Source organism: Psychrobacter sp. PSP (genome assembly GCF_024085615.1).
In the GTDB taxonomy this organism is placed as follows: Bacteria; Pseudomonadota; Gammaproteobacteria; order Pseudomonadales; family Moraxellaceae; genus Psychrobacter; species Psychrobacter pacificensis.
Genome location: NZ_JABLTF010000005.1, coordinates 218,504 through 235,333, shown reverse-complemented (window position 1 = coordinate 235,333; position 16,830 = coordinate 218,504). Strand labels below are relative to the sequence as shown.

Sequence of the window (16,830 nt, the reverse complement as noted above, 5' to 3'; positions counted from 1 at the left end):
TATACATTGTGAAAAGTGTCGCTATAACGTCAGACCCAAGCGCAAGCGCGGTCCAAAAACAGCCTTGGAAGCTGGCCTTTGTTTTTTGTTTTTTGGTATTGCTATGTGATGGCGCTGACATCGGTATTCTTGCTTTTACCCTCTCTAGTCTCAAGCAAGAATTTGGATTGACCAATGTACAAGCTGGCGCGCTGGGCAGCTGGTCATTGTTTGGCATGGCTATTGGCGGAGTTTTTGGCGGCTGGGCCTGTGACCGCTTCGGACGGGTACGCGTGATCGTTCTGGCGACGGGGATGTTTTCTATCCTATCTGGTTTTAGTGGGCTTGTGCAGAGCTATGAGCAGTTTGTGGCACTACGATTTATTGCTTGCTTAGGGCTTGGCAGCTTATATATCGCCACCAACACGTTGATGTCTGAGATGGTGCCGACGAAGCATCGAACCACGGTACTTGCCGCGCTCATGACAGGGTTTACGCTCGGGTCTTTGGTCATTACCAGCATTTCAGCATGGATCATCCCTAGCTATGGCTGGCGTACCCTATACCTTTTAACATTTTTACCCATTCTCCTTTCAGTCTCAATGTATTTTTTAGTACCGGAACCACAATCTTGGAAAGAGGCTCGTGCGCGCAAGTTAAGTGGCGAGAAAAACACACTACAAAAAGCGGAAAATCCCTACAAAGCCATATTCGAAAACCCCAAACATCGCATCATGTTTATATTGTGGTCGATGAGTTCAGGGCTTTTACTGTTTGGTTATTTTGGTGTGAGTAACTGGCTGCCGTCTTATCTAGAGACAGAGCTCGGTATCAAGTTTAAAGAAATGGCGCTATATATGGCGGGCACTTACCTAACGATGATGTTTGCTAAAGTAATAGCAGGTTTTATGGCGGATAAAATCGGTCGAAAAATAGTCTTTGCTTTTGGCACCATGGGCACCGCGCTATTCATTCCTTTCTTAGTCTATATGCATACTCCAGAAAACATTGGCTGGTTAATGATTACCTTTGGTTTTTTATACGGTATTCCTTATGCCATCAATGCTACCTATCTGACCGAGAGCTTCCCGACAGCTATTCGAGGGACAGCTATTGGCGGTGCCTTTAATATCGGGCGACTTGGCTCTGTGATTGCCCCTGTCGCTATTGGCTATATGGCCATGCATAACTCCATCGGTGCAGGTCTGCTGCTGATGGCAGGTGCTTACTTCTTATGTGGTCTGATCCCAACCTTGTTTATCAAAGAAAAGCAGTATGATCCACAAGAGGCCTCATAAAATCTTTTATAATGGCGTTGACTCCCTATATTACGACCGTTCATACCGCATAGCGAAACAATCTACCCACATCATGCTATGCTGAGAATATAAATGTACGGTAATATAGTATAATGAACAAGATAAACTGCCCTTGGCATGTGACTGTGAGTCAGTGATAAAGCCTATAATAAGTATTTGCTAAACACTTGTTCTATAGAGCAATACTGGCTCACGGTGACGCTAGGTAGTTATAATTTTACTATGCTTGTATGGACTGAATTGGGATAATAGACCGCCTATGACGAACGACACCTTTGCCAATGACGACCCTAATAATGAGATGCATATGGAGTTGTTAGAACCCATTGCAGAGATGCAGGGCAAAAACGACAGACAATTTGTCACCGCGTTGGCTCGTGGTCTTGAGCTACTGCGCTGTTTTACCCCGAAGCGACCTTATCTGGGCAATCAAGAGCTGAGTCAACTGACAGGGATTCCTAAGGGTACCATCACTCGCCTCACCTATACCCTGGTCAAATTAGGCTATCTCAAACAGTCTACTACGAGCAGTAAGTATCAGCTCTCAACCGGCGTACTTGGGTTTGGCTATACCATGATGACCAACATCTCCATCAATAACCTCGCGACCCCTTATATGGAAGAGCTGGCAGATTATGCCAATAGTGCGGTGGCCATGGCGACTCGCGATCGGTTGATGATGGTCTATCTCAATGTGGTACAGGGCGCTGGTAGCACGACCATGCAGCGCAATATCGGCTCATATCTCCCCATTCATTTAAGCTCAATGGGACGCGCTTGCCTCGCCAGCATGCCGCCTGCTGAGCAAGAATTTATCCTAAATGCGATTCGCAATAAGTACAAGGATGATTGGCTAAAGATCAGACGAGGGCTGGACAAAGCCTTTCAAGATTATGAAGATTACGGCTATTGTTTTTCTATCAGTGAATGGCAAAAGGATGTCAATGCGGTTGCCATTGCGCTGATGCACCCGACGGAAGGTTTGCTCACGTTTAACTGCGGCGCGCCAAGTTTTATCCTGAGTCGCACCAAATTAGAAGAAGACATCGCCCCTCGCCTGCTGCATATGAAAAACATGATTGAGAGTAATCTATATATCAGCTAGCCTCACTTAAATGTACCCTATAAAAAAAACCATTCATCCCCATCATGTATTCAAGCGCTAATTATATAAACCATTTATATCGATTTTTCCTGTTATTTTCCATGCCTTTAAGCAAAGCGCGTTTTTTTAAGGATTTATTATGAGCCAGCTTTTTTCGCCTTTACAACTTGGGCAACTTACATTAGATAACCGTATTATCATCGCCCCCATGTGCCAGTACTCTGCCAATGACGGCGCGGCAAGCGATTGGCATACGATTCATATCGGTCAGATGAGTTTGAGCGGTGCAGGGCTACTTATTTTAGAAGCGACGGCGGTCAACCCGCAAGGACGCATCAGCTATGCTGATTTGGGATTATGGGATGACAGGACGCAAGCGGCACTGGATAAAACGCTCACTGCTGTCAGACAGTACAGCCCAATGCCGATAGGCATCCAGTTAGCCCATGCTGGGCGTAAAGCGTCAACCAAAAAACCATGGGACGGCGACGGCTCGATTGCCCCTGATGAGGTAAATGGCTGGCAAACGGTGGCACCATCAGCGCTTGCGTATGACGAAAACTCTACTGTACCCACAGCAATGGATCAAAATGACATTGATACATTCATCAGTGATTTTGTGAATGCAGCAAAACGCGCAGATACGCTGGGGCTTGACTTAATTGAGCTGCATGGTGCGCACGGCTATCTATTGCATCAGTTTTTATCGCCGCTTTCTAACAAGCGTGATGATCAATACGGCGGCAGTCTTGAAAACAGAATGCGCTTGTTACTTGACGTGTTTACAGCGGTTCGGGCTGAGTTTTCAAGTGACAAGCCAGTGGGCGTGCGGGTTTCTGCAACCGATTGGGTCGAAGGCGGCTGGGACCTTACCCAAACGATTGAGCTGGCTAAAGCCTTAGAAGCATTAGGCTGTGATTATATCCATGTGAGCACCGCAGGACTGAGCCCAGAGCAGCAAATCCCTGTAAAGGCGAGCTATCAAGTACCTTTTGCCGCAGCCGTAAAAGAAGCGGTCAATATACCCGTCATTGCCGTGGGCCTAATCACCGAGGCCGAGCAGGCAGAAAGCATCATCACCGAGCAGCAAGCGGACGCGGTTGCCTTGGCACGCGGTATCCTCTATGACCCGCACTGGCCGTGGCACGCGGCGGCCGAGCTTGGCGCAACCGTCAAAGCGCCCAAACAGTACCTACGCTCAAGCCCGCACGGTAAGCCGTCTCCTATAGAATAAGTGTAATCGAACTACGAACATAGACTGAAGACAACATTACTTGCTTCAGTCTATGCATTCACTCACTTTAATTCAAACTAAAGTAATTATGGCTTACAAGTTAGATAGTCATCAGTGTATTCAACTTGGCAAGTGGTAGTGATATCAACGCTGCCATAATTTACCGGCTGAAGTGTAGCGCAGGGAGGTCAACTTACGGTCTTGTTAGGCCTGCTAAATGTTCCATAAGCGGAATTACCTCATTGTAAATACCCCATTCTTAACACAACATCATCGTAGAATAATTAAGCCACCTGCCTGTACTCAGCAGGTGTCATTGTAGTGGCATAATGAAATAGGACAGTAGATAAGAGGTTATACTATCACCAAAACTGGAGAGAAGATATGACCACCAAACGCGGACGCTACAGCCAAGAATTTAAGCTAGAAGCCATTAAACTGGTTGAAGATCAAGGCAGGAAGATACCAGAAGTAGCCAACTCATTAGGTATCGGCAAAACCACCTTAGAGAATTGGGTATATAAATACCGTAAAGAACAGCAAGGTGTCATGCCATCAGAAGGCAAAGCCCTAACGCCTGAATTACGGCGTATACAAGAGCTTGAAAAACATGTGAGGTTCTTTAGAAGCTTTAAGACAGAGTGGATGCCAAAAAACGGCTATGACAATATTGATGAGGCTTGGCAGGCAGTAAATGATTATATTTGGGGCTATTATCAAAGTGTAAGACCACACAGCTTTAATGAGTATTTAACACCGAGCAAGAAAGAGAGACTTTATTTCAACAAAAACCTCTTAAGTACTGTCTAAAAATATTTGACCACTACAAGTATACAATGTGTATTCTCCTACGTTCTTTCAAATCTATACTTTACCTACCACTCACCACTCATGTGATCATATAAATAACTTCAAATATAGTCGGTTCAATATAAAATCGATACAATAAGATTAAACGCTATTTTTCGCAGCCTCTGGAGACGTAGTCACAGCAAGCAAGAAAAATAGCGTTTAATCAAATGAATTTATTATCCTGTATCGTTTTTATTTAGACTTAACTATACTAGATATTAACAAGGAAAAATCACCACCTCATCGCCTTCTTGCCATGGTTCAAACTTAGTCATAACTTGCAAAAATAACGGATGCGCAAGCCAATCTTGTAACCACTGCTGCAATTTAGGGTATGGCAAACCATAAAACACCTCACGATCAACATGCGCAAATTGACGAACAAACGGCATGATACCAATATCCGCTGTGGTCACACTGTCTCCTAATAGATAGACATTTTTTGTCAATAGCGTCTCCAATACCTGCAAAAACACCTCGCCCCGCTGTCGATACTCGCTCTGCGTCATCCCAGGATACCGATCTGCATATTTGTATCGATCTAGCCAATATTTAAACTCATTGTCATTTTGTGCAATCAAGTCATTTGCTTGCGGTAATGTATTTTTATCAAGTAAGCCGTGTGGGTCATTCTGCGCAAGTGCCCACATCATAATCTCGTCACTTTCTTCAATGACGGTCCCATCCGCCAACTGTAAAACGGGTACTGTCCCTTTTGGGCTAATCGCTAGCATTTGCTCTGGTTTATTCTTCAGCATAACCTCCCGCAGCGCTACAGACTGCTCGGCAAATAAAAGACCGAGACGGGCACGCATGGCATAGGGACAGCGGCGAAAAGAATACAAGCGGTGAAGCGGTGAAGTCATAATTATTTTCCATAATTGAATAAAACTAAATAGCATATCAATAAGAACCAGTAGGCTCAAACACACTGATATGGTTTTTATTAGGGAGTAGGTAAATATTATTAGACGATACTATCTTAAGGTTCAGTTAAGGTTGCTCCTTTATGATGCTTTCATGATGTTAATCGTGCTAAAAGCTTTTAACCATTTGGAGACAGCTGATGTCATTATCTATTGATAGCACTCATACCTTACAGAATGTTCTAAATACGACCTTTTATATTGAAGCGGTTAAGCCAATGTCAATATTGGAAGTGCAAGGCATACCCTCCTCCCTCTATATTCGTGCCAGTACGCAAATGCCAATAGCGACATCGCCTACTTCCTATGCCCAAAACCAAGATGCCCAAGCATTTATCAAACGCATATATGCGTATATCCATCACGCCCGATTAAGCTACTTTATGCCCATTTTGTTTTCAGGTTTTGCCGATATGCCATCCTATGGCGATTGGTTATCCACTGATGATAATACTTTGCCTACATTTAAAGGCACGAGCGTTGCTATCGGTCTAAAGCCTATCTGTGAAGATAAGATATTTTTAGAGCAGTATCTGAACACGCCGATACAACATGAGATCAGCAGAGTGGCAGGCGAGCCAGTCAGTCGCCAGCGCATTTTTGAGATTGGCAATTTGGCATCAGGTTGTGCGGGTAGCGCGCGGCTTATGATAGCATTTTTGGTGTTTTATTTATCCACCCCCACCCTGAATTCTACGACTCATGAACACCAAACCAAAGCAGACTGGGTCGTGTGTACTGGCACCGATGCGGTACGGCATATATTGGCACATATGGGCATTCGCAGTCATGTCATTGCCAAGGCCACGGCAGAAGCGCTAGAAGACCCTGAGCAAGTATCCTCATGGGGCCATTACTATCAGCACAATCCCTTGGTCGTCGCTATCAATGTGGCCGATGCTAAGCGGGTATGCGCCCCACATTATCGCTATACCGAAACGTTAGAGATGAATGCTACCACGCGTTTGACGCTAAATAAGATAGCCGTTTAATACGCATGCATTAGCCAACCAATAACACTGCACCACCACAAGACAGTGAGAACAACATGACCCCCATTTATACCGCGATATGTCAGCATGCCCGCCAAACTCCCAAGCAGGTAGCGATACAAACGATAGCTGACCATAACACGACCAGTCTGACCTATGGCCAGCTACAACGCACGCTATCCGCGCTTCATCAAACACTAAAGACATGGCAAGGCAAGCGTGTCGCCTTATATGCGCATAACGATATAGATTGGATCATACTCGATTTGGCATTGAGTACCGTCAGCGCGGTCGTTGTGCCAATCCCCTTATTTTTTAGTGCCGCGCAAATTGCGCACTTACTACAAGATGCGCAGATAGAGATGGTATACGTTGGCGCTGGTTTACAACTGCCAACCATAGACAATACGGATAACTGGATAATTGCTGATACACCAGAGACAAAAACCATCAAGTCTGAGCAGGCGACTCATATCACAGGTAGTTTTTATCAACTTGCTGGCACCATCACTGACCATACCTTCACCGCTCAAAATTCCTCTACTGCCAGCGATTTTTGCAAAGTGACTTACACCTCAGGCAGTACGGGCATGCCAAAAGGCGTGTGTTTGGGTCAAGAGACATTGATGCGTATTGTCGAGTCGTTATCGGGTTCGCTCGCTGATACCTTGACAGATGACGCTACTCACGCGCCAAAAGTGAGCAATGCCACAAGTAATTTTAGTCATTTAAGCGTGTTGCCTTTTGCCACTTTATTAGAAAATGTGGCAGGTATTTACGTGAGTCTATATATGGGGCGCACCTTAGTGACAGGGCACATTGATCAATTGGGTTTGTTATCCAATCAAGCATTTGATGCTAAGCGCTTGATGACAACGGTACAAACATACGACATCGCCAGCGTTATTTTATTACCGCAAATGCTAAAAGCCATTTGTGAGCACATGGCAGACAAGGGAGCAACCAAATCCAGCGCCAATGCTGCTGTGCCATCATTAAAGTTTATGGCAGTCGGCGGCGGCAAAGTCTCCCCTCAATTACTACAAGACGCCAGTGCCTTAAGCTTGCCTGTTTATGAAGGCTATGGCCTATCTGAATGCGGCTCGGTAGTCAGTCTCAATACGCCAAAAGCAAAGCGCGAAGGCAGTGTGGGCAAACCTATGCCTCACGCCTCGGTCAGCATCGCAGATAGTGGCGAAGTAATGGTAAAGGGCAATGCGATGCAAGGCTACTTAAACCATGACAATAGTAAGGATGACAATGGCATCATTGCCACAGGGGATATCGGTCATTTAGATGACGACGGCTATTTATACATCACGGGTCGACGCAAAAACGTGCTCATCAGTAGTTTTGGCCGTAATATCTCGCCTGAATGGGTAGAAGCGCAGCTCTCAACGCAGCCCATTATTTATCAGGTCGCGGTACTCGGAGATGGTGAGCCGCATTTGTCTGCGGTGATAGTCGCCAACCCCAACATGGTCGCAACGAGCAATGATCCACAATCTGCGATTGCGCAAGCGATAGATGTCGTTAACCAAACCTTGCCCGACTATGCGCGTATCCAACAGTGGCATCTCGCCGAGCACCCTTTTAGTACGGACAATGAATTATTGACTGATAACGGCAAACTGCGACGCGCGCACATTTTTACCGCTTATCAATCGGCACTCGGCTTATAACGGACGCTTTTACCAGCAGTACAACAATAGGACCATATTATGCAAACCACTCTGATGCCAAATGATTTGATAGAAAACGACCTGATACAAAGCAACTTGATAAAAAGCGACGTTATCGAACTTGACACTTTTAAGGCACCAACCTCCCACGCGTCTGCTAGCGTATCCTTGCCTAAAACCGCTGATATTTTAATGGAGTTGCAAACCCATGGTTGGACGTTACTTCGAGGCTATCACTACGATGTAGAGACGTTTAGCCAATTGATGAGTCAACTTTGTCAAACCTTGACCTACGATCCCGCCCGCCAAAACATCACTTCTGAAGCGCAAAAAGTGGATGCAGGCACGCATGCTATTGGACTACATATCGAAAATGGCAATACGCCGATGCCGCCTGACGTCATTGCTTTTTTTAGTGAATTGAGCGCCAAAAAAGGCTCACAAACAACGATATGTGATGGGCATGCAGTGTATCAAGCGCTATCACCTGAGCTAAAAGCCACCTTTAGTCAGCCGATGCGTATCAGTCGCTATTTACCTCAGGCCATTTGGCAAAATTATGTGGCGACTGCGACCGGCAGAGCAGACGCCGATCAAATAAGCTTGGATGATTTAGAGACATTTATCACGGCGACGACGAGCAAGACGTTAACGCATCACGTAGAACCTCAGACAGACGGCGGCGTTCGGTACGTATTACAGATACCTGCAATTCGAGAAGACAACGTAAGCGGTCAACTGGCCTTTGCAAATACTTTACTTGGGCCCTCATTTAACTACTTAGATTAACACACCAAGTGCAACGCTAATTAATATTATAGAACGCCTGCATAGGCGTTTTAAACCCTAATCGTTTTCTTGGTCTGTTGTTTAGTTTGTTCTCAATGTCCTGTATTTCATTATCAAGGCTTAGATGTGTATAGCTCATGGTTGCAATCTCACTTTGGTCGGTGGATAAAAACTTTGATGCTAGCGCATCTAGGTCTTTTTTTCACCTTGCATTTGGTATTGCACTTCATGTGTTAATCTAAGCTATGAAAAACCTGAGTTCACCCTAGCAAACGGTCAACACGTTGATGATGCGCTCCTAGATGAGCTGACTCAGCTTTGTGAAAAATACACTCAAGACATTGCGTGGCAAAATGGCGATGTGGTGATACTCGACAACAAACGCATCATGCATGGTCGTCGACAAATTGATGTGCCTTTAACAGAGCGTAAGCTGTATATTGCGATGGGGCTTGGCATTAGGCATGGCATGAATCACTCAAACGATTAGCAACAGCACATCTCACCACAATCCGTGCTTCAATAGTCCGTGCTCTAACAATCAATGTTCAACAAGGATGCGACATCATGACACCAGCTAATGGCCAATCAGATCTAGTACAAGCTACGCTCAATTACACCATACTAATCGGTGCCACGGGTGGTATCGGGCAGGAGATCGCACGGCAATTATGTGCCAATAATCAGCCTGTCATTTTGGTCGGGCGTAACAACCAGACCTTGACTCATTTGGTAGATGAGTTGACCAAAGACTATCCTGATATCCCACTTGTGTCTCATACGTGTGATTTAAGCTCGCAGACATCGCAATCGCTACTGGTAGAGGGACTGGGGGAAATGACACAAGGCCATAGAAACGTCATTGATACGGTCATACTCAACGCAGGTATCAATGATTTTGCTTTGCTCACGGATCAAAATGATGACACGATTGAACAGATAATGCTCGTCAATGTGGCGTATCCACTACAGCTTATAAAAAGACTGCTACCTATCTTGATAGCGCAGCCTAGCCCGAGCCAAATTATCAGCATTGGCTCAACCTTTGGAAGTATTGGCTACCCAGGTTTTAGTGCTTATGGCGCGAGCAAGTTTGCCTTACGCGGTGCAAGTGAAGCGTTAGGCCGCGAGTATGCCGACACCTCAGTGAGGTTTCGCTATTTTGCGCCCAGAGCCACCAAAACCACCATGAATAAAGACGCAGTCGTCGCCATGAATGAGGCATTGAAAGTAAAAATGGACTCGCCTGAGACCGTCGCAAAGGCACTGATTCACTTTATATCAACCAAACAAGCGCATCAGCATTTGGGGTTTCCCGAACGGTTTTTTGCATGGCTCAATCGATTGTTTCCCAACATCGTTGGCAACGCCATTGTCAAAGACCTGCCCACCATCAAACAGTATGCTAGAAAATCATGATAATCAGTTAGGCAATCGTGGAGTGAGTGAGTTTGCCTTTAAATTGCCACACCAAATAAGCGACCAATTAACGAGGTTGCCACCATGGCAAGCACGCCCCAAACCACGATTCTGGTAGTCGCAGGGATCACAGGTGCACCGCCTAGACGAGCAGAGATGATCCCAAGTAGCATCAAACCCAATATTGTCAAAGATGACAATGACCAAACCAGTGTTTCCGCTGGTAACAGTAATATCCCAATAATGGGTAGTATCGCCCCCGCTATAAATGATAGTCCTGAAGCCACTGAGGCATGAATGGGCTTTGCTTCACTAATATCCGTCAGGCCAATCTCATCACGGGCATGGGCTTCTAACGCATTGTGCTCAGTCAAGCTCACGGCCACTTGATGCGCCAAATCATGCTCAAGTCCACGCGCCTCATAAATTTTGGTGAGCTCAAGCAGCTCACGCTCAGCATTGTGCCTCAGCTCATGTCGCTCTTTATCGAGATCCGCCTTTTCGGTATCCGCCTGTGATGAGACCGAGATATACTCGCCAGCCGCCATTGATAATGCACCTGCGGTCAGCGCCGCCATACCTGTCAGCAGCAATGTCTGACTGCTTGTACTGGCAGCAGCCACCCCAACCAATAGACTGGCGGTCGAAATCAACCCATCGTTCGCCCCCAGCACTGCTGCCCTCAACCAATGATTGCGATTGCTCAAATGTGCTTCGTCATGAATAGAATGATGCATAAAATCCTCAAAAGGTAGAAACGCGAATGGGTATGCCCTAGTGTAACTGATACAGACTAATACAGTATGCTTTATGTCTTATAACGGTTTTGAGAGTGCGTTCTTACTGCTGACCGTTACGATAAAGCCTGTTTCTGGTTGAGGGCGGTTGGCAAATGCTAAGGTAAGATTGTGCAGATCGGCAATTCGATTGGCAATTGATAGCCCCAGCCCACTACCTATTTGGGTTTGACCGGCTGGACGATAGAAGCGCTCGCTTAGCCGCGCTAGCTGCTCTGGGTCGACGCCCAAGCCATTATCCACCACTTTGATACTATCAGTATCCAACTGCAGTTCAATCTGGCAGCCCTCTGGGCAATAACGAATGGCATTGTCTAATAGGTTACGGATTAATAGTTTAAACAACACTGGATTAATAAGAATGGGTAAAATATCGGCAGAATTGTCACAGTGTACGGTACGTTTTAATTGGATGTGTTTTTCACGCGCTAAGCGGTTGACGTCGCTCAGCACAGTATCGGTGAGCATCAGCCAGTCTGGACGTTCTAATTGCTCAAAAGGCAACTGCTGTTGCGGCTCTATTTTGGCTAACACCAATAACTGATCGACCAAATGGGTGGCGCGCTCAATACCATCGCTGATTTTTTGCGTGTGATAAAACAGTTGACTGTCGTTTTCTATACCAGACAGCTGTAATAGCTGCTGCTGCAAAAGATCGGCTTGTAGTTTGAGCGCAGCCAGTGGGCTACGCAGCTCATGAGAGGCATCAGCGGTAAAGCGCTGCTCCCGTGCTAGAGTGTCTGCCACTTTCACAAACAACACGTTTAACGCGGTCACTAAAGGCTGAATCTCTTGTGGGACGTCCGCTGTAATCGGACGATCGTCTTGCGGCTTGCGCTGTTCTACCTCAGAACTAATCTGACTTAATGGCATCAGTCCGTGTCGTATCAATCCGATAGTCAAGATCATTAAGGAAAGCAGCCCAATTAACATCGGCAGTACTTGCACAGACATCGCTTCAACAATCATTTCTCGGCGAGAGGCAAGGCTTTGACCAATGGCAATCACACGCTCCTCACCCATATCATCGCTACGATAGTCATCATGCGCATAAAACAACCGCCAGCGTTTACTAAAAGGGTTTAGACGCTGATAAATAGCGTTGTCCTCTTCTACAAAACCGCGCTGATTGGGCAAAAAAGAAAACGACTGTCCGTTCTCGTCAGCCGCTAAGAGATTCCCCTCTTTATCCCAAATAGCAAAACCCATGTAATCGTCTTCTGCATCACCCAGATCACCTGACAGCGCCTTACTTTTTAAATTATATATTTTGGCGACGGGTTTTCCATTGTGCTCTGTCTCGTTATTATTGTCGCGGTCACTTTGCTCATCGTCATTGGCGGATATGCCCATCAAGTAACGAACCACTTGGGTGATTTGTGTGTCATTCATCTCATTGATTTCGTGCCACAACCGCCAAGCAATAAAGCTCGATGTGATAAGCCACAGCAAAGGCAGACCAATGAGTAAGGAGATGAACAGTCGCTGCTGGATACTTTTCATAAGCTCATAGGTTGCTCATATATGGTTTGTATATTGAAAGCCAAATTGAATATAAACATATTAATGATTATGGGCTGGATTGAGATAGTAGCCGATGCCACGTTTGGTTAAAATAAAGTCATTGCCCAGCTTTTTGCGTAAATGATGGATATGTACTTCAATGGCATTGCTCTCAATATCCTGTTGCCAGCCGTAGAGCTTGTCCTCTAAGCTTGCGCGGCTGTGAATCTGTTTGGGATGGGTCAGCATTTGCTCGAGTATCGCCACTTCTTTGATGGTGAGCTCAACGACTTGGCCTTGATAAGAGACTCGGTGATTGTGCGGCCAATAAGCGACGTCACCATAACGAATCTCAGGCTGGCTACGTCCTTGACTGCGCCGTATCAAGGCTTGCAGGCGGGCAACCACTTCGTCTAGTGCAAATGGCTTGACCAGATAATCATCGGCGCCCGCATTGAGTCCAGCCACGCGGTTGGCAATCGCGTCACGAGCCGTAATGATCAATACCGGCGTATCTAGCTGTTTGTAGCGCCAATTTTGTAGCACCGTCATGCCATCCCCTCTTGGCAAAGTCAAATCAAGTAGCACCGCGTCAAACATACCCTCTTGCAGTGCCATCTCACCTTGCTTGGCATCACTAAACCAATCGACCATCATACCATGGCTTTTGAGCCCAACGACCAAACCTTCAGCGATATTGCTATCGTCTTCTATTAATAGTATGCGTGCCATGACTGTCCTATTACGTTATGTACTCTATTGTCTTTTTTTATTGTGGGCGACGCGGCGTCACCGTTTTATTACCCGTTATCATCGACTTGATCAGGTTTTGCCGCTCCCAATAGCTCATGGCAATCGCAGAGATAATATGCAGCGGCACCAGTAAGTATAAACTATTGGCCAGTATCTCATGAACTTCTTCAAGGACATCTTTACTGGCAAAAATATTGGCTTCCATCAGATAGCCACTAATACCCAAGCCAATAATCACCGCCCATAACGCAAACATCATGATGGCAGCCAATGGATTATGACCCAAATGCTGCTCGTCTGTGTGGCGAATACTCAAATCAGATAAATGGCGTTTGATACGAGATGGCGTGGGGAAAAAGTCACTGAAACGTGCATAACGTGTCCCCACAAATCCCCAAAGTAGACGGACAACCACTAGCCCCACCCCGATATAACCGACATATTGATGCAGCTCACTACCTTCTTCGGTAAACAGCAAATTGGCAGTGATACCAGCCGCGACGGCCCAGTGAGTCACTCTGACCAACATATCCCAAACTCGTACTTGTCGAGTTTTAGGAGTATTTGATAAAGACATATCAGGCTCGTGCGCCGGATTGCTTGTGCTATGTTGGGTCATGACCGTCACTCCTTTAATGGTTCGTTTGTTTTTGACGACGTGATTGCTAAACATCGAATCTAGGCGAGATACCGCTAGTAGACTCGCCATCACATCGTCTGCTCTACCGCTATTACAACAAACAAACCTTAAGAGGAGCTTAGGAAACTAAGAATTCGAACTTTAAAGTAGTGAATAATCTACCTGACATTTATAGATAATTAAAAGTAGGGCGTGTTGAACATTCGCAAATAGGCACTGCTGATCGCTAAAATTGTTCCAGACAAGGCACAAAGCGACGATAATGCAGATGCCTTACATTTCAAAATAAGGAATTGAGCAGGCAAGACCACTATTGGCAATATAAATAATACATTTAGAATTTTAACCTGAAAATATATTTAGCATTAGTTCCGCAATAATATTGATAATGAAAATTATTATCAATATAATAACGATTTAAATTACATGCTGGAAATATTCATGCAACTGTCTCGCTTATCTGCTGCGTTATTTAATCTTTCGAATGCATCTGGTTCTTCTCTACGATTAGTATCTATACCTTCGAGATTGGTATCGACTAAACCCCTCTCTTTAAAGACCCTATGCTCAACCTGTCTATCTACTTTTGTCATCGTATTAACAACGAGTCAATCGGCATGGGCACAGGCAGATGATGTAGATGCTCAAACCACTCCTAATGTGGTACTTGATACTATCGTCGTCACTAGTAGCGCTGATGCTTCAGCGGATGGATTGCCAGATGCTTATGAAGGTGGCCAAGTTGCGACCGGTAGCCGCGTCGGAATCTTGGGTAACCAAGACATCATGGATACGCCGTTCTCTACCACCTCATACACCAATGAATATATCACCAATCAGCAAGCCCAAAGTGTAGGCGATCTACTCAAAAAGGATCCTACTGTTCGCGTGGCAAGGGGTTTTGGTAACTTTCAAGAAGCCTACTTTATGCGCGGTTTCATCACCACATCAGATGATACGATGTTTAATGGCTTATACGGTATTTTGCCCCGACAGTATATCGCCACCGAATTATTTGAGCGTGTTGAAGTCCAGCGCGGCGCTTCTGCCATGCTAAATGGTGCCGCACCTAGTGGCGGCAATGCTGGTGGTACGATTAACCTATTACCAAAACGTGCTGGCAATGACCCGCTACGTGAAGTGACGCTTGGTTATGGTCAAGGTGACCAAGGTAAGATCGCGGTAGATGTCAGTGATCGCTTTGGTAGCGATGATGCTATTGGTGTTCGTTTTAATGCTGCTTATCAAGATGGTGACAGTGCTATCGATGATGAGTCGTCGACCTTGGGTCTGGCTGCCCTTGGTTTGGACTATAGAGGGGATCAGTATCGCCTATCAGCAGATTTAGGCTGGCAAGACAATAAGCTGTCAGAGACTCGTCCTAGTGTCAATCTTGGTGGGGTGTCTAGTGTACCAAATGCGCCAGACGGCTCAAAAAATTGGGCGCAGCCTTGGACCTACTCAGATGAAAAGGATGTCTTTGGTACGATTCGAGGAGAATATGACTTTAATGACAATATTACCGCTTATGGTGCTTACGGCATACGACGTGGTGATGAAGACAATTCTTTATCAGACCTCACAGTAACTAATAATGATGGCAGTAGCACTACCTCTCGATTTGATAATATTCGAGAAGATAAAGTCCAAAGCGCCGAGCTCGGTCTGCGTGGTAAATGGCAAACGGGTAAAATTGGTCATGATTGGGTGTTAGCAGCTGATATATACGATCAAGAAGAAAAAGGCGCTTATGCTTTTGATAGCGCACGCCCTACTAACTTATATAGTCCCACTAAGTATCGAGATAATACCTGGTCGAATAAGGCAGGTTTTGGCGGCAACTTAGACGATCCAAAATTAACCAACGAAAAGCAACTCCAAAGCTTTGCGCTAGCAGACACCATATCACTGTTCGACGATAAGCTAAAAACTACTTTAGGCGTGCGTCATCAGAACTTAAAAACCACCAGCTATGATGCCAACACGCAGGCAGAAACGGCTCATTACGATAAGAGTGAGTGGACCCCAAGTATCGGTATTGTCTATCAACCGAATATGGACTGGTCGATTTACGGTAACTATATTGAAAGTCTAGCACCAGGTAAAAGAGCGCCTCTAACTAACGATAATGACGCTGTCACTAATGGTGGTCAAAATCTAGATCCGTACGTGAGTGAGCAAACTGAACTGGGTGTGAAATACGACAATGGCATGATTGGCAGTAGTCTCGCTGTCTTCCGAACTGATGAACCACGTGCTTATATCAACAACTCAAATACGTTTACTGCGGCTGGAGAAAACCGCCATCAAGGTGTGGAGTTGACTGTCTTTGGTAGCCCAAGTGAAAACATGCGCCTCAATGCGGGCGTCAGTTATTTAAGTGCCAAACAAAAAGACACCGGTGATAGTGCATTAGATGGCAATCGAGTGATTGGTGTGCCTACCTTGCAGAGCAATGTTAACATAGAATATGATTTAGCCGCAGTTGAAGGACTGACATTAACGGGCGATATTATCCACACAGGCTCTCGTTATTCGGATAATGCCAATACCTTAAAGGTTGATGGTTATACGACCTTAGACCTTGGTGCACGCTATCGCACTATGCTAGCAGGACAAGACGTTACTCTAAAAGGTGTGGTAACCAATGTCACGGGTGAAGATTATTGGCAGTCAGTAGGCGGTTATGCAGATTCAGGCTATCTAAATGCAGGTGAGCCAACGGCCTTAAAAGTGTCAGCCACATTCAATTTTTAACATATATCAGCTATAGTTGATTCAATTTAAAAGTAGTACAAGGCAGCCCAGTGCAGATGTATATGTAATACTTGAAGCGAGGT

General features: G+C 45.5%; 14 protein-coding genes and 2 pseudogenes. 11 read left to right on the top strand and 5 right to left on the bottom strand.

Annotation, left to right across the window (positions count from 1 at the left end):
- Positions 1-23 precede the first annotated feature (23 nt).
- From HL061_RS01050 to HL061_RS01030, 5 genes and pseudogenes are all read left to right on the top strand, one after another.
- The gene (locus HL061_RS01050) at positions 24-1,277 is read left to right on the top strand and encodes an MFS transporter (protein ID WP_227673263.1); all 1,254 of its coding nucleotides are present in this window, start codon (positions 24-26) and stop codon (positions 1,275-1,277) included.
- Between the two features lie 280 nt (positions 1,278-1,557).
- On the top strand, positions 1,558-2,403 hold the full coding sequence (locus HL061_RS01045; protein ID WP_093069219.1) for an IclR family transcriptional regulator: 846 nt from the start codon (positions 1,558-1,560) through the stop codon (positions 2,401-2,403).
- 139 nt (positions 2,404-2,542) lie between these two features.
- A complete protein-coding gene (locus HL061_RS01040) occupies positions 2,543-3,637 on the top strand; it encodes an NADH:flavin oxidoreductase/NADH oxidase (protein ID WP_093069215.1) in 1,095 nt (364 codons plus the stop codon).
- A gap of 384 nt (positions 3,638-4,021) precedes the next feature.
- Positions 4,022-4,240, top strand: a pseudogene (locus HL061_RS01035) (transposase); the annotation flags it as partial.
- Positions 4,241-4,252: 12 nt separating this feature from the next.
- Positions 4,253-4,447, top strand: a pseudogene (locus HL061_RS01030) (integrase core domain-containing protein); the annotation flags it as partial.
- A 260-nt stretch (positions 4,448-4,707) separates the two neighbouring features.
- Here the strand turns inward: HL061_RS01030 and HL061_RS01025 are convergent.
- Entirely contained in the window at positions 4,708-5,355 is a 648-nt protein-coding gene (locus HL061_RS01025; protein ID WP_083328808.1) for a glutathione S-transferase, read from the bottom strand.
- A 200-nt stretch (positions 5,356-5,555) separates the two neighbouring features.
- Here HL061_RS01025 and HL061_RS01020 point away from each other — a divergent pair, with 200 nt between their 5' ends.
- The 5 genes from HL061_RS01020 (at position 5,556) to HL061_RS01000 (ending at position 10,297) form a co-directional block, all read left to right on the top strand.
- Positions 5,556-6,407: a thermostable hemolysin gene (locus tag HL061_RS01020; protein ID WP_252962419.1), complete on the top strand. Its 852-nt coding sequence runs from the start codon at positions 5,556-5,558 to the stop codon at positions 6,405-6,407.
- A 56-nt stretch (positions 6,408-6,463) separates the two neighbouring features.
- Entirely contained in the window at positions 6,464-8,089 is a 1,626-nt protein-coding gene (locus tag HL061_RS01015) for an AMP-binding protein (RefSeq protein WP_252962418.1), read from the top strand.
- Positions 8,090-8,128: 39 nt separating this feature from the next.
- Positions 8,129-8,878 carry a TauD/TfdA family dioxygenase gene (locus tag HL061_RS01010; protein WP_252962417.1) on the top strand — a complete coding sequence of 250 codons (750 nt, stop codon included), beginning with the start codon at positions 8,129-8,131 and terminating at the stop codon, positions 8,876-8,878.
- Between the two features lie 211 nt (positions 8,879-9,089).
- A complete protein-coding gene (locus HL061_RS01005; protein ID WP_355456900.1) occupies positions 9,090-9,368 on the top strand; it encodes a TauD/TfdA family dioxygenase in 279 nt (92 codons plus the stop codon).
- 77 nt (positions 9,369-9,445) lie between these two features.
- On the top strand, positions 9,446-10,297 hold the full coding sequence (locus HL061_RS01000; RefSeq protein ID WP_071001508.1) for an SDR family oxidoreductase: 852 nt from the start codon (positions 9,446-9,448) through the stop codon (positions 10,295-10,297).
- Between the two features lie 38 nt (positions 10,298-10,335).
- On the opposite strand, the gene HL061_RS00995 is transcribed toward HL061_RS01000, so the two are convergent.
- The 4 genes from HL061_RS00995 to HL061_RS00980 all read right to left on the bottom strand — a co-directional run bounded on the left by HL061_RS00995 (position 10,336) and on the right by HL061_RS00980 (position 13,969).
- Complete coding sequence (locus HL061_RS00995) at positions 10,336-11,034, bottom strand: VIT family protein (protein ID WP_071001507.1); 699 nt, start codon at positions 11,032-11,034, stop codon at positions 10,336-10,338.
- A 78-nt stretch (positions 11,035-11,112) separates the two neighbouring features.
- Positions 11,113-12,597, bottom strand: coding sequence for an ATP-binding protein (locus tag HL061_RS00990; protein ID WP_071001506.1), 1,485 nt, complete (start codon positions 12,595-12,597; stop codon positions 11,113-11,115).
- Positions 12,598-12,657: 60 nt separating this feature from the next.
- Complete coding sequence (locus HL061_RS00985; protein WP_071001505.1) at positions 12,658-13,329, bottom strand: response regulator; 672 nt, start codon at positions 13,327-13,329, stop codon at positions 12,658-12,660.
- Positions 13,330-13,366: 37 nt separating this feature from the next.
- A complete protein-coding gene (locus HL061_RS00980) occupies positions 13,367-13,969 on the bottom strand; it encodes a cytochrome b/b6 domain-containing protein (RefSeq protein WP_083328806.1) in 603 nt (200 codons plus the stop codon).
- 462 nt (positions 13,970-14,431) lie between these two features.
- On the opposite strand from HL061_RS00980, the gene HL061_RS00975 reads away from it, so the two are divergent.
- A complete protein-coding gene (locus HL061_RS00975) occupies positions 14,432-16,747 on the top strand; it encodes a TonB-dependent receptor (RefSeq protein ID WP_252962416.1) in 2,316 nt (771 codons plus the stop codon).
- Positions 16,748-16,830: the final 83 nt, after the last annotated feature.

Coding starts and splice junctions, on each gene's coding strand:
- HL061_RS00990 (WP_071001506.1), bottom strand. CDS start 12,597: ATGAAAAGTATCCAGCAGCGACTGTTCATCTCCTTACTCATTGGTCTG.
- HL061_RS00985 (WP_071001505.1), bottom strand. CDS start 13,329: ATGGCACGCATACTATTAATAGAAGACGATAGCAATATCGCTGAAGGT.
- HL061_RS01015 (WP_252962418.1), top strand. CDS start 6,464: ATGACCCCCATTTATACCGCGATATGTCAGCATGCCCGCCAAACTCCC.
- HL061_RS01010 (WP_252962417.1), top strand. CDS start 8,129: ATGCAAACCACTCTGATGCCAAATGATTTGATAGAAAACGACCTGATA.
- HL061_RS01025 (WP_083328808.1), bottom strand. CDS start 5,355: ATGACTTCACCGCTTCACCGCTTGTATTCTTTTCGCCGCTGTCCCTAT.
- HL061_RS01045 (WP_093069219.1), top strand. CDS start 1,558: ATGACGAACGACACCTTTGCCAATGACGACCCTAATAATGAGATGCAT.
- HL061_RS01020 (WP_252962419.1), top strand. CDS start 5,556: ATGTCATTATCTATTGATAGCACTCATACCTTACAGAATGTTCTAAAT.
- HL061_RS01000 (WP_071001508.1), top strand. CDS start 9,446: ATGACACCAGCTAATGGCCAATCAGATCTAGTACAAGCTACGCTCAAT.
- HL061_RS01040 (WP_093069215.1), top strand. CDS start 2,543: ATGAGCCAGCTTTTTTCGCCTTTACAACTTGGGCAACTTACATTAGAT.
- HL061_RS00975 (WP_252962416.1), top strand. CDS start 14,432: ATGCAACTGTCTCGCTTATCTGCTGCGTTATTTAATCTTTCGAATGCA.
- HL061_RS00980 (WP_083328806.1), bottom strand. CDS start 13,969: ATGACCCAACATAGCACAAGCAATCCGGCGCACGAGCCTGATATGTCT.
- HL061_RS00995 (WP_071001507.1), bottom strand. CDS start 11,034: ATGCATCATTCTATTCATGACGAAGCACATTTGAGCAATCGCAATCAT.